This window comes from Methylocapsa acidiphila B2, from assembly GCF_000427445.1.
GTDB classification, from domain to species: Bacteria; Pseudomonadota; Alphaproteobacteria; order Rhizobiales; family Beijerinckiaceae; genus Methylocapsa; species Methylocapsa acidiphila.
In genome coordinates, this window is record NZ_KE386496.1 from 3,451,756 (window position 1) to 3,466,954 (window position 15,199).

A 15,199-nucleotide genomic window follows, 5' to 3' on the forward strand; every position below is an offset into this window, starting at 1 on the left:
GCGGCAGCCATAAAATTCTCGGCGGGGCCGATCGCCCACCCCTCGGAGCGCGTACATCTCCTCCCTCATCGCTTCGGCAGCAGCGTCTTCTCACGCGGCACGCCGCCGTCGCCTATGTCGAAGTCTGGATCGAGGACCGTCTTTCCCTGCTCGCCGACGAAGGCCGGCTGCGCCTTGATCCATTCGCTGGGCTTTTGCTGCTTGGCGTAGGCGAGAAGCCGCGCTTCGAGATCCTTCACGATCTCGGGATTTTCCTCGGCGACATTGGTCGTCTCGCCTGGGTCGGCGGCGAGATTGTAGAGCTCGGTCTTGCCCGGCAGGAGGGCGATCTTCACCAATTTCCAATCGCCCTTGCGGACCGCGCCGCGAAAGGCCTCGACATTGATCAGCACATCCTCGTTCGGGCTGGCTTCGCCCTTAGCGAGCGTCGGCCAAATATCCTTGCCGTCAAAAGGATGATCGGGGCTGCCCTCGGCGCCCGCCAAAGCGAGCAGGGTCGGCATGACGTCGACCATTTGAACAGGATCGTCGACGACACGCGGCTTCAGCTTGGCCGGCCAATTGACGATCGCCGGCACGCGCACGCCGCCTTCATAGAGCGAGCCCTTGCCGCCCCTGAATGGCGCGTTGGAGGCGGGCGCCTTCGCGTTCTGGGCGATGCCGCCCTCCTCATGCGCGCGTTCCTCTTGGCTCTTCGCGCCCTGGGCGAAGAGGCCGCTCGTCGCGCCGCCATTGTCGCTGGCGAGAAGGATGATCGTGTTGTCGCGCAGCCCTTTCTTGTCCAATTCGGCGAGGATGCGCCCGATCTGATCGTCGAGGTCGGTGATCATCGCGGAATAGGTTCTGCGCTGCTTGTCCTCGATCGATTTATACCTATCGAGATATTTTTCGGGCGCCTGGAACGGCGCATGCGGCGCGAGCGAAGCGAAATAGAGGAAGAAAGGCTGCCGGCCGTCTTGCTGATCGATGAGCTTGATCGCCTCGTCGCCGATGAGATCTGTGTAATATCCCTTCTCGGCCAGGAATTTCCCGTTGCGCTGCCAATCGATCAGGCCGCCGCGCTCGCGGGTGAAATAATCGACCTCGCCGACGACATTGCCGTAGAAATAATCGAAGCCGCGATTTTGCGGCCAGAATTTTTTATCCGCATGGCCAAGGTGCCATTTGCCCACCATCAGCGTCTTGTAGCCGGCGTCCTTGAGCGCCTGCGGCAAGGTGCGCTCGTCCATCGGCAGGCCATAGGTGTGACTCGGGAAAATGACCAGTGTTTGCAATCCATAGCGCATCGGATAGCGGCCGGTCATGAGCGCGGCGCGCGAGGGCGTGCAGACCTGCTGGCCATAGAAGGACTCGAGGCGGACGCCTTCGGCCGCGAGCCGATCGATATTCGGGCTCTCGATCTTGCCGCCGCGATAACCGAGATCCGCATTGCCGAGATCGTCGGCCATGATGAAAATAATGTTTGGCCGCGGCGGTTCCGCCCGCGCCAGCGACGACGAAAAGATCGATGCGACGAGCGCGCAAAAGAGCGTGGACCGGGTGTGGAGCATTTATTTCCCCTGTTGATCTGCGGGAAGCGATCGAAGTTCGAGCTTGGCGGCTCGGATCTTTCGGTTGCTGACGGCGGGCGCCCGATCGCGAGCGTCAAGCGCGCGGGCTCGTCAGCGCTTTCGTCGACGCCTGCGATGTTCAACGGCTCCGCTTCGGCGCTCGGAGGAAGCCGAACGCGCCCAAAAGCGTCCCCAGTTTTGGGGTCAAAACAGCTTAGTCATTGATTTTAAGTGGTGCCCAGGGGCGGAATCGAACCACCGACACTGCGATTTTCAGTCGCATGCTCTACCAACTGAGCTACCTGGGCGTCGCGTCGGCCGGGGGGCTCAGGCGCGAGTGGGGTCTTATAGAGGAGCCTTGCCGCGATTGTCCAGCCTCGCATGAAGGGGAAATCGGCGAAAGGCGCGCCTCGGTCTTTCCGCTCGCGGCGGGGAGGAGTTGGACGAATTAGCGCGGGTCGGCGGCGGCCACGAATTGGCTGATCCCGTCGATCGACGCCGCGTCGAGGAGAAGCGGCGGGTGGCCCTGGCCTTCGATGACGAGGCTTTCGCAGGAAGGATGCCGGCGCTTCATCTCGGCGAAGGTCTCGGCCGAAAGAATGTCTGAATTCGCGCCTCTAAGGACCAAAAGAGGAACGTTGCGCAGGCCGTCAAATTGCGGCCAGAACGACGGCAGAGGCTGCTCCAGATCGAGGCTTTCGAGCGGCTTCAAAAGCTGTGGATCGTAGCGCGCGCCATAATTTCCCTTTGCATCGGCGAAGCTGAGCTTGGCGTAGAGCGCCCAGTCCTCCTCGCCGACGCTCGTGAATTGCCGACTCATCAGTCGCTTGAGGAGGTCGATCGCGTCGGTCGCCGTATGCGGGGGCGGCAGCTTGCCGACATAGCTGCGGATGCGGGCCATGCCGCGCGGTTCGACGACGGGGCCGATATCGTTCAGAACGACGGCGTGAATGACGCTGGGCCTGGTCGCGGCGAGGCCCATCGTCAGCAATCCGCCGCGCGACGTTCCAACGAAAACGGCGCGCGCGATTCCGGTGGCCGTCAGGACCGCCAGAAGGTCTCCGCTTTCGACCTCAAGGGTGTAATTTCGCCAGTTTCGATCGCGCTCAGAGAGGCCGCGGCCGCGGGAGTCGAGAGCGAGCACCCGGCGCTTTTCGCCTGCCCGGCCGCTGGCGAGCGCGCTGGCGAGCGGCCCGAAATCGGCGGAATTGCGCGTCAGGCCCGGCAGACAAACGACAGGGACGCCCGGATCGAGCGGCGAGCCATAATCGCGGACGTGAAGCCTAAGTCCATCGGGGGCGGAGAAATAGCGGCTTGCGAATGGAAGCTGCGAGATGGTCATGCGACCTCCGAGGGACGGCGGAGCGGGGCGACGAAATAAGCCGGACGAGTTTAGATCAAGATAATTGCACGCGGAATCGCCCGGAAATCGCTCACGGCGCGAGCGGTTTTGACGCGACCGTCGCCGCGGCGCTTGGCCTCGGAAGTCCATGCGGCCGGACGCTTTTGCGATGACGGCTCCGGTATAATCGGCAACGGATTTTTTACCAAAGAACTAACCTAGGGGAACCGTTGTCGACTCGCATGGTTGATGGCGCATGGAACAGGCCGCTAAAATTTCTTCGCCCGTCATTCTTGTCGTCGAGGACGAACCCTTCGTCAGGATGATGGGGGCCGTCGCGCTCGAGGATGCGGGCTTCGGCGTCATCGAGGCTTGCAACGCCGACGAGGCTTTGCGCGTGCTCGAAATTCGTCCCGACGTGCGGGTTGTTTTCACCGATATCGATATGCCGGGGTCCTTGGATGGCTTGGCCTTGGCTCGGCGCGTCCACGAAGATTGGCCGCAAATCGGCGTCGTCGTGACCTCCGCATCGTCCCATGTCTCCGACGAGCGCATGCCCAAAGGCGACTCTTTCGTGGCCAAGCCCTATGCGGTGAAGGCCTTGCTGCGTCGAATCGAGGAGGCCATGCGGCGCTGAGGGGGACTAGCGGCCGGCGAGACTTGAACGTCTCGCCCGAAAGCGGGCAAGTCCTCTCCGGCGCGGCGCCTACGCCGCGGCCCGATTTAAAGTTTGGCCTGTGTTTTTTGCGCCGCCGGGTCGATCGGGGCGCCTTCGCCGAACAGCGTCCGGTAGACCCCGAGGTTTTCAATTACGCGCTGCACGTAATTGCGCGTCTCGGTGAACGGAATGCGCTCGACCCAATCGATCGGATCGACTCCCGGCTTGCGCGGGTCGCCATAGGCGTCGATCCATTGCTTCACGCGCTTTCCGCCGGCGTTATAGGCGGCGAAGGTGAGGATATAGGACCCGCGATGCTCGGCCAGCAATTCGCCGAGATGCGCGGCGGCGAGCTGAGCGTTGAAGGCGGCGTCCGAAAGGAGCCGGCTTTCGTTGAAAGCGACGCCGGCATGGTCGGCCGTGCGCCGCGCCGTCGACGCGATCATCTGCATCAGGCCCTTGGCGCCAGCGCTGGAGACGGCGTTGGGGTCGAAGGCGCTTTCCTGCCGTGCGATCGAATAGACGATCGACGAATCGGCGGAGTTTTGCAAAGGATGATAGGACGGCACGCCGTAATTGGGGAAGGCCAGCCGGTCCAGGGCGATCCCGCGTTGGCTCGCGGCCTTGCCGATCGCGAGCGAGATATGCGCGTCCTGCTGTCTCTCCACGACGCTGGCGAGTGCGGCGATCTGCGTTTGATCGCCAAGGCCGCGCACGGCTTCGATCGCCAGCGCGGTCGCGAGATTTTTCTCGCCGATCGCATAAAGCAGCTCGACGGCTCTGACCGAATCGTCGCGGGCGTCGCCCGTCGCTTCATTGCTCAGCGCGCGGATCGGAAGCGTGGTCAGGCCCAGCCTTCCACGCGCGAGCTGGCCGTAATAGGTGGCCGGATGCGCCGCCGCCTGCAGATAGAAAGATCGCGCGCTCGCGGCTGCATCCTCAGACGGGGAGGCCTCGGCGGCGCGGCCCTGCCAATAGGCCGCGCGGGCGCGCGACATCGGCGTTTCCGCAAGCTTGGCGAGCGCCGCGAAATGTTCCGCCGCGCGCGCGGAATCGTTCAGGAATCGAAGTGCGATCCAGCCTGCGTGAAATTCAGCCTCGAGCTTCATCTCATGCGACATGGCGGAATGTTCCGCACAGAGCTTATAGGCGGTCTTGGCGTCGTCCTGATCGAGGAGCTTGCGGGCGAGAAGGCGGCGTTCGACCCACCATTCGTCGCCATTGACGATAAGCGCGGGGTCGCGGGGCGCGGCGAGCATGATGTCGACGGCCTCGCGGATCTTGTCGGCGCGGCGCAATTTCTGAATTTGCGCGAACATGAACCCGGGATCCGCGCGCAAGGTCGTGGGAACGGCGGCAAGGAGCTTGTCGCTCGCCGCCTCGCTGATCACGGCCGCGCGGGCTTTGGCGAGGGCGATCACATCGGGCCCCGCGAGCGCGGCCATGCGGAGGGCGTTCGCGGTTTGCTCCTTATAAAGGAGACGATCGGCGCGATATTTATGGTCGGCCTTGGTCAGATAGGATCCGTAATCCGCCTTGATCTTGGCTTCGGTAGCAGCGTTGAAGTCGGCCTCGCGCCAAACGTCGCGGACGAGGCCTGCAGCTTCGTCCGTCTTGCCTTCGTCGACGAGAGCGCGGGCCAAGGCGAGCTTGCCGGCCGCGGTCTCCGGGGCCCGCTCATTGAAGAAAGCCTTGATGAGCGCCGGGCTCTTGCGGTCGCCGTAGAGTGCTTCTTCGCTACGCTTGCGCAGCCAGGCGAGCGCCGGCCATGTCGGATGCGCGGCGATGAAGGCCTGGATGCGTTCAAACCCGGCTTCACGCGGAAAATTCCGCAAGGCGACCCATTCGAGCGTCGTCTGAACGGTCTTGTCCTTGGCTGCTTTGGCGGCCGCGTCGCCGGCTGCGATAGAGCCGGCCTTGTAGAAACCGATCGCCTCGGTCAATCCGGTCAGGTCCAGGCCAAGCTCATGTGCGACCAAGGCCGGCGAAATATTGCGCGGAGCGGAGGTTTCCGCCTCTGCAAACCCGCGTCCGGCCGGGCTCGCCTCGTCGTCTTCGGCAAATTCACCTTCATGAAGGAAAGGGACGTCCGGCGGGTCGAAGGCGACGAGGGTTGGCCCATCGTCCTGAAGGCCGAAGAGATCGAACCCAATCCCCCGCTTCTCGATCCAGGCGCCAGCGAGCCCGAAAAGCGCGGAAGCAAAGATCCCGGCCATGAGCCGAGCCGTGGATTGCCTCTTGAGCATGCTTCGTCCGTTCCTAAAAAGCGACGCTGAAGAAGATCAATTTCAAGCCAATCTTTATTAACAAAGGACGCATTTGATAAAAGGCCGCGCCGCGAAGTGATCGTCCGGCCCTTTTCGGACGCGCTTTTGGCGTCTATGTCTGCTGGCGTCTATGTCTGCCTGCGGACGTGATTCCTTTTCAACAGAGGGAATTCAGCCTGCAAATTGCGGCGTCTATCGGGCGGATAAGTGGAAAGGTTGGATCCGGATGACGAAAAAGGCCGAATTTGGAGGTTCGATCACCGCACTTGTGACGCCGTTCCGGGCGGGCAAGTTCGATGAAGCGGCCTTCCGAGCCTTGGTCGATTGGCAGATCGAGTGCGGCACGCATGGCCTCGTGCCGACAGGAACGACCGGCGAAAGCCCGACTCTGTCCCATGAAGAGCATCGCCAGGTTGTCGCCGCCTGCATCAACGAGGCCAAGGGCCGGGTTCCGGTCATCGCCGGCGCCGGATCAAACAATACGCAGGAGGCGATCGACATCGCCCAATTCGCGGAAGGCGCCGGCGCGAGCGGCCTGCTCGTCGTCACGCCCTATTACAACAAGCCTTCGCAGGAAGGGCTTTATCGGCACTATAAGGCTATCAACGACGCGGTCGGCATCCCGATCATCATCTATAATATCCCGCCGCGCTCGGTCGTCGACATGTCGATCGACACGATGAAGCGGCTTTACGAGTTGAAGAATATCGCCGGGGTCAAGGACGCCACCGGCAATCTCGCCCGCACGGCGCTGCAAAGGCAGCAGCTCGGGCCGGATTTCATCCAGCTTTCGGGCGAGGACATGACCGCGCTGGCGGTGAATGCGCTCGGCGGACATGGCTGCATCTCCGTCACCTCCAATGTCGCGCCGAGGCAATGCGCGAAAATGCAGGAGGCGAGCCTCGCCGGCGATCACGCCGCGGCCTTGAAGCTGCACGACAGCTTGAGCCTCCTTCATGCGGCCTTGTTCGTCGAGCCAAATCCCGCCGGTCCGAAATGCGCGCTCGCGGCGCTCGGCAAGATCGTCGACGAGGTGCGGCTGCCCATGCTGCCGGCCTCCGACGTCGCGCGGGCGCAGATCAAGGTGGCGATGATCCATGCTGGGCTCATCAATGCCTGAGCATTTGTCGCGCGGGGTGCGTTGAGTGGCCGAAAAAAAGGAGCGCCTGTTCAAGATCGCCGCCGAAAACCGCCGGGCGCGCTATAATTATGAGATCGGCGAGACTTTCGAGGCGGGCCTGATGCTGACCGGCACCGAGGTGAAGTCGCTGCGCACCGGCAAGGCGACGATCGCGGAGAGCTACGCTTCGGTCGATCGCGCCGGCGAGCTTTTTCTCGTCAACGCCAACATCCCCGAATATTTGCAGGCCAATCGCTTCAATCATGAGCCGAAGCGGCCCCGCAAATTGCTCCTGAAGTCGCGCGAGATCGCCAAGCTCTCGCAGGCGACCGAGCGCGAGGGCATGACCATCGTGCCGTTGAAAATCTATTTCAACGACAAGGGCAGGGCCAAGATCGAGATCGCGCTCGCGCGGGGCAAGCAATTGCACGACAAGCGCGAGACGGAAAAGAAGCGCGATTGGAATCGCGAGAAGGGCCGTTTGCTCAGGGAGAAGGGGTGAGGCGTGATCGCCGGAGCCCCGACGCCAGAAATCTCAGCTATCCATTCGTCTTACGGCTGGCATTATCGGCGAGACTCGCCCCGCTCGCCAAACTCGCCGCCATGAGATGAAGGTCGAAATCCGACGCTCGGCGGCGGAATTCTTCTAATCCCAAGGCGCGATCGACCGTTCTAACCTCGGCGGCGCCAAATCAAGTCCGGCTCATGTCCCACAACACATTCGGTCATCTTTTTCGCGTGACGACCTTTGGCGAGAGCCATGGGCCGGCGATCGGCTGCGTCGTCGACGGCTGTCCGCCGCTCCTTGAACTCGAGGAAGCGGACATTCAGCATTTCCTCGACCAGCGCCGCCCCGGCACCTCGCGCTTCACCACGCAGCGGCAGGAGGCGGACCAGGTCAAGATCCTTTCCGGCGTCTTTGTGGACGATAAAACCGGCCGCCAGGTCACGACCGGAACGCCGATCGCGCTCATGATCGAGAACACGGATCAGCGCTCCAAGGATTACGACGACATCAAGGATAAGTACCGGCCGGGCCATGCCGATTTCGCCTATGACCTGAAATATGGAATCCGCGATCCGCGCGGCGGCGGACGTTCGTCGGCGCGCGAGACGGCGAGCCGCGTCGCGGCGGGCGCCGTCGCCCGCAAGGTGATCGCCGGCGTGCGCGTGCGCGGCGCTTTGGTGCAGATCGGCCCGCATAAGATCGACCGCGCCCGCTGGGACTGGGCGGAGACGCAAAAAAACCCGTTCTTCTGCCCCGACGCCGAGGCCGCCGCATTCTTTGAGACCTATCTCGATGAGATCAGGAAGGCCGGCTCCTCCATTGGCGCGGTGATCGAGATCGTGGCCGAAAATGTTCCCGTCGGCTGGGGCGCGCCGATCTATGGCAAGCTCGACGCCGAGCTCGCGGGCGCGCTCATGTCGATCAATGCGGTCAAGGGCGTCGAGATCGGCGACGGTTTCGCCGCTGCTGAACTTTCGGGCGAGGCCAATGCGGATGAGATGCGCGCGGGGAACGAAGGCGCGCCGCGGTTTCTTTCAAACCATGCCGGCGGCGTGCTCGGCGGCATCTCGACCGGCCAGCCTTTGGTCGCGCGCTTTGCGGTGAAGCCGACCTCCTCGATCCTTCAGCCTCGCTTGACCATCGATCGCGGCGGCGCCGAAACGGAAATCGTCACCAAAGGCCGACATGATCCCTGCGTCGGCATTCGCGCCGTGCCGGTGGGCGAGGCCATGGTCGCCTGCGTGCTGGCAGACCAATTCTTGCGCCATCGCGGGCAGGTGGGGGAGGGAGCGAAATCATGACCAGCTATAAGGGCGCCTGTTTCTGCGGCGCGGTCGAAGTCGAGGTCAGCGGCGAGCCGACGGCGATGGGCTATTGCCATTGCCGCTCGTGCCGGTCCTGGTCGGCCTCGCCCGTCAACGCCTTCACGCTCTGGAAGCAGGAACAGGTGAAAGTGACCAAGGGAGCCGAGCATCTCGGCGCCTATCAGAAGACGGAAAAGAGCGACCGGAAATTCTGCTGCCTTTGCGGCGGGCATGTGCTGACCAGCCATCCAGGTCTCGGCCTCATCGACGTCTACGCCGCGACCATTCCCGATCTTCCCTTCCAGCCGCAGGTCCACGTCAATTATGCCGAGACGATTTTGCCGATGCGCGACGGGCTGCCGAAACTGAAGGATTTTCCGGCGGAGTTTGGCGGTTCGGGGGAGGTGGTTGGGGAATAGGGGGCTGGGCACCTGGCCAATGCTCGTCACGCCCGAGGCCGTTATGTTCTTTGGCGTGGCCTATGCGCCGATAGGCAGGCGGAGGGGGCGAGAAAAGGATTTGCCGGCGCTGAACCGGATCAGACGAGCCGCCCCTGTATCCAGACTTCAGCTTGCGACCGATATTGTTGAAAAAGTCGAAAAATGAGCGGGGACGAAAATCCCGACTTTGCGCGCGGAGGGTCCTTGCAGCTAATGATCGTTATGCAGAATCTCGTACGAAGACTGCACGCTGCAAAACTCGTCGCTCTGCTGAACCCTTGGCGCGATTTTCTTTAAGCCCGCCTTGGGCCTTGAGAATCGTGATCCACGACAAAATTCGAGTTTTTCAACGATATCGACCCAAAGCAGCCTTTCAGCGTAGTGAAAATATCAAGATATATGGAACACGCAAGGTATAGTTATTTTACAAGCATATCATTACGATTTGCCCCCCCAAAGACGTGAGCGGAGCAATAATTAGAATTCCTGTCAATTTCACGGATGGTCGCGATAGCCCGAGGACCTTTCGCATTATATAGAAGTTTGAGTGGCAATTCTCCTTTCGGTCCTTCTGTCGCGATAGATTGAGAAGGTGTGATGGCCACTTCAAAACCTTCGGCAGGGGTGGTCATGGGCAGGCGTTTTCGTTGCGGGCTACTCACTACGTTACTGGCCCTCAGCTTCGGCGTTGGGAGCGCCTTCGAATCAATGGCTCAGCAGCCGCCAGACCTGTTTCGGTTGTTCAACGGCGTCATTCAAGGGGTTGCAGCGCGAGCGGCTCAAACAGAATGGAGAAAGCTGTCACAGAAAGAAATAGGATGCATTGATAGTAAACTTCGTCCCAATCGGAGTAGCGCCGCACAATTGATCCGGAGCGGTATTCAACCTAGCGACCCTAGGTCCTGTTGACAAATATGCGCATCCAGATCCTGATCGCGGCGATTTGGACGAACCCGAGATAGCTGGCTGCGGTTTTGTCGTAGCGGGTTGCGAGGCGCCGAGAGTTTTTGAGCTTGTTGAAGCAACGCTCGACGCGGTTGCGCAAGGCATAGATGTGACTGTCGATCTGGATTTGGATCTTGCGGTTTCGGCGCGTCGGAATGATGGCCGCAGCGCCTGTTTTCTCCAGCGTTTCGCGAATATGATCGGAATCATAACCACGATCGGCGAGCAGGACTTTGGCCTCAGGTCCTTCCGCTTCCATCAAGGGGGCGAAGCCCGAATAATCCGAGACCTCGCCTGCGGTGATCTTTGCGGCTATCGGCAGTCCTTCGCCGTTCGTGCGGAGGTGAATCTTTGTCGTGAAGCCACCTCTCGAGCGGCCAAGACCCTGACGCGGAGTCCCCCTTTAGCGCCGGCGGCGCAGTGATGCGCCCGGATGATGGTCGAGTCGATCATCTGGACGGTCTCGCCAACGCCCTCGGTTTCATTCAGGGCTTCCAGAAGGAGCTCCCACAGCCCACTGAGAGTCCAGCGCCGGAACTGCCGATAGACCGACGACCATTTGCCGAAATGCTCGTGCAGGTCCCGCCATTGCGCGCCGGTGCGGGCAATCCAGAAAATCCCATCGAGAACGAGGCGGTGGTCCTTCGGCCGTCGCCCGCTATGCGCGCCGCGAACCGTCACGAACGGCTCGAAACACGCCCATTCCTCATCCGACATCAATCCCCGAATCAAGCCCGCCTCCTTCCGAAAGCGACCTTGAATCAGAACCTTACCCTAATGGGAATCCTATTTGTCAACGGGACCTAGGCTATCGGCGGTTCGCAATGAATGTAGATCAGAATTGCGGCAAGCGGAGGCAAAACCAAACCAAAATCCGAGTCCAAATCCTCAACGAGCGATGCGCTCAACATTTGCAGTTGCAGGAATCCGTCTTGGTGATTTGATCGTAAACGAACTAGCTTACAGGCGATACAAATGTTCCCCAAGCGAGCAATTCAGTTCGTTCATTTTTTGCACGAGCAGTGAGGAGTTGTCAGGTCAAAACGGGCGATTCGCGCGCGGCAATTCCTTGCTACATTCTCAAAATGGAACGGCAGTCTATGTCTCGGAGAATATTACCCCCGCCTTCTTTGGCCCTTCTGACGTCGACAATGAGTTAAGGCGGCTCGCTGCTCATTATAAGGAGCAGCCAAGGATTTTCTTAATGCGTGCGGAACCGGGGCTTCCAAGTGGGGTGATTGCTACGTGGGGCAGTGTTGTATTGGAGCCGTTGGATGCGGACAGCGTCAACTTTTTGGCGGCCGGCAAACACCCGCAGAAGGGATTTTTAATTGATTTCTTGGGGAACTTCCGGCGATCCGCTCAGCTTGGATTGCCAATTTACAAAATGACGGGTGGTGCGGGAATATTATGGAGTGCAAGCTACGATACCTCGGGCAAAGGAAATCTGCGGATCACGGCTATAGATCCTTCTCAATTTGGAGTCAGTGGACCGCCAACTACAGCACTGACGGCTGCGCCGCCATTTGATCCCGCGCAATTCGATGGAAGGGTCGAAATAGCTCGGAATCCAAGCTCAGCTTCGCCACCCCGTCAACAAGACGAAGAGATGCCAGCCGCCGTGGTGCAGCAAGCCGATCAGCAACGGCTCGCGCAGGCTGACGAGCAACGTCGTGTTGAGCAGGCGAGGCAACAAGCCGATCAGCAACGGCTCGCGCAGGCTGACGAGCAACGTCGTGTTGAGCAGGCGAGGCAGCAAGCCGATCAGCAGCGGCTCGCGCAGGCTGACGAGCAACGTCGTGTTGAGCAGGCGAGGCAGCAAGCCGATCAGCAGCGGCTCGCGCAGGCTGACGAGCAACGTCGTGTTGAGCAGGCGAGGCAGCAAGCCGATCAGCAGCGGCTCGCGCAGGCTGACGAGCAACGTCGTGTTGAGCAGGCGAGGCGGCAGGCCGATCAGCAGCGGCTCGCGCAGGCTGACGAACAACGTCGTGTTGCACCCGCGAGTGGTGACATGGCGACCACTATTCTTGGAGTTTTGTCGGTTTTTTACATCGTCGCAGCGGCCTTCCGAGTCCTGCCTATTGTGCGGCGGCCCTTGATGCATTGGTACAATTCCCAAATGTGGATTATTAGTGGAACCGGCCCGGTAGATATATTATTGAAGCAGATTGGTTTTCGTTTAACTTTCGAATTGTTCATATTTGGGATTGCCTGCGTATTTGGTGCTCTCGGCGGATGGCTGCTAACCATAAGAAAAAACCCAAGGGGCGATCAGGCTGATATCGGCGGGTCAAATCAGGCCAATGGATAGTCTTTCGTTTCAGCGGATTTTATAGAATGAAGAGCGCCTTCAAGGTTTGTGCACGGTGAGGCCGACCACTTACAGCGTGCAGATATCGGGAGCCAATGTCCGCGTTCCACCCTTTGCAGCGATCTAATAGAGCTACGAACTGCGCTGGTTCCAACAGGCCTAATGACGGCGGTGACCTCGGTTCGCCCTTTCCAAATGCCCCCTCACATATTAGTTTAGCTTCACTAAACTAACCCCGCCGCCCAAGGCGCCCTATGAAGCTCGGCGATTGGCTAAAACTAAACAATCTCAGCCGCGCGGAGTTCGCCCGTCGGACCGGCCTTTCGAAAGGCGCGGTCTCGCAGATCTGCAATCAAGAGGACGCCTGGGTCTCGCGCGAGACCGCGCAGCAGATTTTGCGCGAGACCGGCGGCGCCGTGACGCCGAACGATTTGCTCGACGCCCATAAAACCAAGGAGCTTGCGCCCATGGCCAATTCGGTCACCCAGGCCATCGAGGCCATTGCGCGGGGCGAGATCGTCATCGTCACCGATGACGACGACCGCGAGAACGAAGGCGATCTGATCTGCGCCGCCGCCCATTGCACGCCCGAGAAAATGGCCTTCATCATCCGCAATTGCTGCGGCATCGTCTGCGCGCCGATCACCGGCGACGAGGCCAAGCGGCTGAACCTTCAGCCCATGGTGGCGACCAATGACGCGCCGCATGGCACGGCCTTCACCGTCTCGGTCGACGCCAAGCACGGATTGACGACAGGCATTTCCGCCGAGCAGCGCAGCAATACGGTGCGCGCCCTGGCCAATGGCAATATGGGCGCGTCGGATTTTGTCCGCCCCGGCCATGTTTTTCCGCTGATCGCGCGGGACGGCGGCGTGCTCATGCGCTCCGGCCATACCGAGGCCGCCGTCGATCTCTGCCGCCTCGCCGGCCTGCCGCCCGTCGGGGTGATTTGCGAGCTCGCCAATGACGACGGCACGGTGATGGCCGGGCCGCAAATCGTGGCTTTCGCAGAAAAACACGGCCTGAAGCGCATTTCCGTCGCCGATCTCATCGCCTATCGGCAGGCGCGGGAAAAAATCGTGCAGCGCGTCGGGGCCTTTTCGGTCGAGGGGCCGAGCGGGCCACTGATGGGCTACGCCTATGTCACGCCCTTCGATCAGGTCCAGCATTTCGCCTTCGTTCAGGGCGAGATCGGCGATGGGCGCGAGGTGCCGACGAGGCTGCATCGCGTCGACATTGTCGCCGACCTGATCATGGGAGGTGATACGGTCCGCAAGACCTTCGCCTGCTTCAAGAAGGAGGGGCGCGGGGTCTTCATCTTCTTGCGGGACGGGACGGCGGGCGTGCCGGTCAATATTCCGGGCGCGCCAAAGCCCGATTTGGAGGCCCTGCGCCATAAGGAATGGCGCGAGATCGGACTCGGCGCGCAGATCCTGCGCGATCTTGGCGTTTCCTCGATCCGGCTGCGGGCGTCACGGCCGATGACTTATGTCGGCCTCTCGGGCTTCGGCATCGAGATCGTCTCGAGCGAGGGCCTGGAGTAGGCGGGGTTTTTCTCACGCCCCCTGTTTAGGCGCCCATGAGCGTGATCACATGGGCCGCGGCGCAACGCGCCAGCGCTTCGAGGTCATAGCCGCCTTCGAGGATCGAGACGATGCGGCCCTTCGCATGTTTCTCGGCGATCTCCATGAGCCTTGTCGTCACCCAGACGTAATCGGCTTCGACGAGCTTGAGCCCGCCGAGCGGATCGTGGCGATGGGCGTCGAATCCGGCCGAGATCACGATCAAATCGGGCGCGAAAGCCTCGACGCGCGGCAGGATCTTCGTCTCCCATGCGTCCCGGAACACGGCCCCGTCATTGCCCGCGGATAGCGGAGCATTGACGATATTGTCATGCTCGCCGCGCTGGTCCACGGCGCCGGTGCCCGGAAAGAGCGGCATTTGATGCGACGAGGCGTAAAGGACCGTGGGATCGGACCAGAAAATATCCTGCGTCCCATTGCCATGGTGAACGTCGAAATCGACGATCGCCACGCGCTCTGCGCCATGGACGGCTTGCGCGTGGCGCGCCGCGATCGCCGCCGTGTTGAAAAAGCAGAAGCCCATGGGCGTCGCGCGCTCGGCGTGATGGCCAGGCGGGCGGGCGGCGAGAAAGGCGTTCTTGGCGTCGCCGCGCATCACCTCATTGACGCCCGCCGTCGCCCCGCCGACGCAATGGCAGATGGCCTCCCATGTCCCCGCGCTCATGATCGTGTCGGGATCGAGATTGATGCGCCCGGTCTTCGGCGCGGCGGCTTCGATCGAATTGACATAGGCTTCGGGATGCACGCGCAGGATGGCGGCGCGGTCATTGCCCGGGGCTAGCGCGCGATGGAGCAGATGAAAGCGCTCGTGCTCGAACAATTGATCGATGACGCGAATGCGGTCTGGACGTTCGGGGTGGCCGGGCCCGGTATCGTGCTCGAAACTCGAAGGATGGCTCAGGAAAAGCGTCGTCACGATGGGACACTCGACGGATCTTGCGGGCGCGCCGGATTGGAAGCCGCTTCCTTTATGGCCTTCTTCGCCGCATGTCCACGAAAACTCAAATGCTGCGCCTCTCGAAGGGCGCATAATTTCGTGTCCTTTCCGCCACGGACGTAAAGCAATTCGCCGAATTGCCGTCGTCAGACGATCGCGATCATAGTACAAAAAGGTCTAATCAAATATATCTCGCGCGATCCACCCGATACCAATCAGGCTCGCGCGAATTCC

Annotated in this window: 14 protein-coding genes and 1 tRNA gene; 8 read left to right on the forward strand and 7 right to left on the reverse strand. The window is 61.2% G+C overall.

Annotated features, from left to right (window positions below; translation table 11 throughout):
- Window positions 1-65 precede the first annotated feature (65 nt).
- From METAC_RS0119045 to METAC_RS0119060, 3 genes are all read right to left on the reverse strand, one after another.
- Complete coding sequence (locus METAC_RS0119045) at window positions 66-1,550, reverse strand: arylsulfatase B (RefSeq protein WP_026608237.1); 1,485 nt, start codon at window positions 1,548-1,550, stop codon at window positions 66-68.
- Between the two features lie 232 nt (window positions 1,551-1,782).
- A tRNA-Phe gene (locus METAC_RS0119055) sits at window positions 1,783-1,858 on the reverse strand.
- A 140-nt stretch (window positions 1,859-1,998) separates the two neighbouring features.
- Window positions 1,999-2,892: an alpha/beta fold hydrolase gene (locus METAC_RS0119060; protein WP_026608239.1), complete on the reverse strand. Its 894-nt coding sequence runs from the start codon at window positions 2,890-2,892 to the stop codon at window positions 1,999-2,001.
- 256 nt (window positions 2,893-3,148) lie between these two features.
- Here METAC_RS0119060 and METAC_RS0119070 point away from each other — a divergent pair, with 256 nt between their 5' ends.
- Window positions 3,149-3,529 (forward strand): response regulator, encoded by a 381-nt coding sequence (locus METAC_RS0119070; RefSeq protein ID WP_026608240.1) that lies wholly within the window; start codon window positions 3,149-3,151, stop codon window positions 3,527-3,529.
- 86 nt (window positions 3,530-3,615) lie between these two features.
- Here the strand turns inward: METAC_RS0119070 and METAC_RS24565 are convergent, their stop codons facing one another.
- Window positions 3,616-5,796, reverse strand: a complete 2,181-nt coding sequence (locus METAC_RS24565) for a lytic transglycosylase domain-containing protein (RefSeq protein ID WP_051335692.1) — start codon at window positions 5,794-5,796, stop codon at window positions 3,616-3,618.
- A 247-nt stretch (window positions 5,797-6,043) separates the two neighbouring features.
- Here METAC_RS24565 and dapA point away from each other — a divergent pair, with 247 nt between their 5' ends.
- The 5 genes from dapA (at window position 6,044) to METAC_RS0119100 (ending at window position 9,355) form a co-directional block, all read left to right on the forward strand.
- Window positions 6,044-6,937, forward strand: a complete 894-nt coding sequence (gene dapA, locus METAC_RS0119080) for a 4-hydroxy-tetrahydrodipicolinate synthase (RefSeq protein ID WP_026608241.1) — start codon at window positions 6,044-6,046, stop codon at window positions 6,935-6,937.
- A 25-nt stretch (window positions 6,938-6,962) separates the two neighbouring features.
- The gene (gene smpB / locus METAC_RS0119085) at window positions 6,963-7,439 is read left to right on the forward strand and encodes an SsrA-binding protein SmpB (RefSeq protein WP_026608242.1); all 477 of its coding nucleotides are present in this window, start codon (window positions 6,963-6,965) and stop codon (window positions 7,437-7,439) included.
- Window positions 7,440-7,642: 203 nt separating this feature from the next.
- On the forward strand, window positions 7,643-8,746 hold the full coding sequence (gene aroC, locus METAC_RS0119090) for a chorismate synthase (RefSeq protein ID WP_026608243.1): 1,104 nt from the start codon (window positions 7,643-7,645) through the stop codon (window positions 8,744-8,746).
- Window positions 8,743-9,168, forward strand: coding sequence for a GFA family protein (locus tag METAC_RS0119095; RefSeq protein ID WP_026608244.1), 426 nt, complete (start codon window positions 8,743-8,745; stop codon window positions 9,166-9,168). The genes aroC and METAC_RS0119095 overlap by 4 nt, the downstream gene beginning before the upstream one ends.
- 19 nt (window positions 9,169-9,187) lie before the next feature.
- Window positions 9,188-9,355: a hypothetical protein gene (locus tag METAC_RS0119100; protein ID WP_156898280.1), complete on the forward strand. Its 168-nt coding sequence runs from the start codon at window positions 9,188-9,190 to the stop codon at window positions 9,353-9,355.
- A 729-nt stretch (window positions 9,356-10,084) separates the two neighbouring features.
- On the opposite strand, the gene METAC_RS26025 is transcribed toward METAC_RS0119100, so the two are convergent.
- Both METAC_RS26025 and METAC_RS0119125 read right to left on the reverse strand, forming a co-directional pair.
- A protein-coding gene (locus METAC_RS26025; protein WP_245257393.1) for an IS5 family transposase occupies window positions 10,085-10,851 on the reverse strand; the annotation gives its coding sequence in 2 pieces (ribosomal slippage) (window positions 10,085-10,539 and window positions 10,539-10,851; 768 coding nt in all).
- A gap of 859 nt (window positions 10,852-11,710) precedes the next feature.
- Entirely contained in the window at window positions 11,711-12,118 is a 408-nt protein-coding gene (locus METAC_RS0119125; protein WP_026608246.1) for a hypothetical protein, read from the reverse strand.
- A gap of 27 nt (window positions 12,119-12,145) precedes the next feature.
- On the opposite strand from METAC_RS0119125, the gene METAC_RS26615 reads away from it, so the two are divergent.
- Together METAC_RS26615 and ribB are read left to right on the forward strand one after the other, a co-directional pair.
- The gene (locus METAC_RS26615) at window positions 12,146-12,445 is read left to right on the forward strand and encodes a hypothetical protein (protein ID WP_156898281.1); all 300 of its coding nucleotides are present in this window, start codon (window positions 12,146-12,148) and stop codon (window positions 12,443-12,445) included.
- Between the two features lie 254 nt (window positions 12,446-12,699).
- The gene (gene ribB / locus METAC_RS0119130) at window positions 12,700-13,989 is read left to right on the forward strand and encodes a 3,4-dihydroxy-2-butanone-4-phosphate synthase (protein ID WP_026608247.1); all 1,290 of its coding nucleotides are present in this window, start codon (window positions 12,700-12,702) and stop codon (window positions 13,987-13,989) included.
- A 25-nt stretch (window positions 13,990-14,014) separates the two neighbouring features.
- Here the strand turns inward: ribB and METAC_RS0119135 are convergent, their stop codons facing one another.
- Window positions 14,015-14,944 carry a histone deacetylase family protein gene (locus METAC_RS0119135; protein ID WP_026608248.1) on the reverse strand — a complete coding sequence of 310 codons (930 nt, stop codon included), beginning with the start codon at window positions 14,942-14,944 and terminating at the stop codon, window positions 14,015-14,017.
- Between the last annotated feature and the right edge of the window lie 255 nt (window positions 14,945-15,199).

Coding starts and splice junctions, on each gene's coding strand:
- METAC_RS0119070 (WP_026608240.1), top strand. CDS start 3,149: ATGGAACAGGCCGCTAAAATTTCTTCGCCCGTCATTCTTGTCGTCGAG.
- METAC_RS26615 (WP_156898281.1), top strand. CDS start 12,146: ATGGCGACCACTATTCTTGGAGTTTTGTCGGTTTTTTACATCGTCGCA.
- METAC_RS24565 (WP_051335692.1), bottom strand. CDS start 5,796: ATGCTCAAGAGGCAATCCACGGCTCGGCTCATGGCCGGGATCTTTGCT.
- ribB (WP_026608247.1), top strand. CDS start 12,700: ATGAAGCTCGGCGATTGGCTAAAACTAAACAATCTCAGCCGCGCGGAG.
- dapA (WP_026608241.1), top strand. CDS start 6,044: ATGACGAAAAAGGCCGAATTTGGAGGTTCGATCACCGCACTTGTGACG.
- METAC_RS0119095 (WP_026608244.1), top strand. CDS start 8,743: ATGACCAGCTATAAGGGCGCCTGTTTCTGCGGCGCGGTCGAAGTCGAG.
- METAC_RS0119045 (WP_026608237.1), bottom strand. CDS start 1,550: ATGCTCCACACCCGGTCCACGCTCTTTTGCGCGCTCGTCGCATCGATC.
- METAC_RS0119100 (WP_156898280.1), top strand. CDS start 9,188: ATGCTCGTCACGCCCGAGGCCGTTATGTTCTTTGGCGTGGCCTATGCG.
- aroC (WP_026608243.1), top strand. CDS start 7,643: ATGTCCCACAACACATTCGGTCATCTTTTTCGCGTGACGACCTTTGGC.
- METAC_RS0119060 (WP_026608239.1), bottom strand. CDS start 2,892: ATGACCATCTCGCAGCTTCCATTCGCAAGCCGCTATTTCTCCGCCCCC.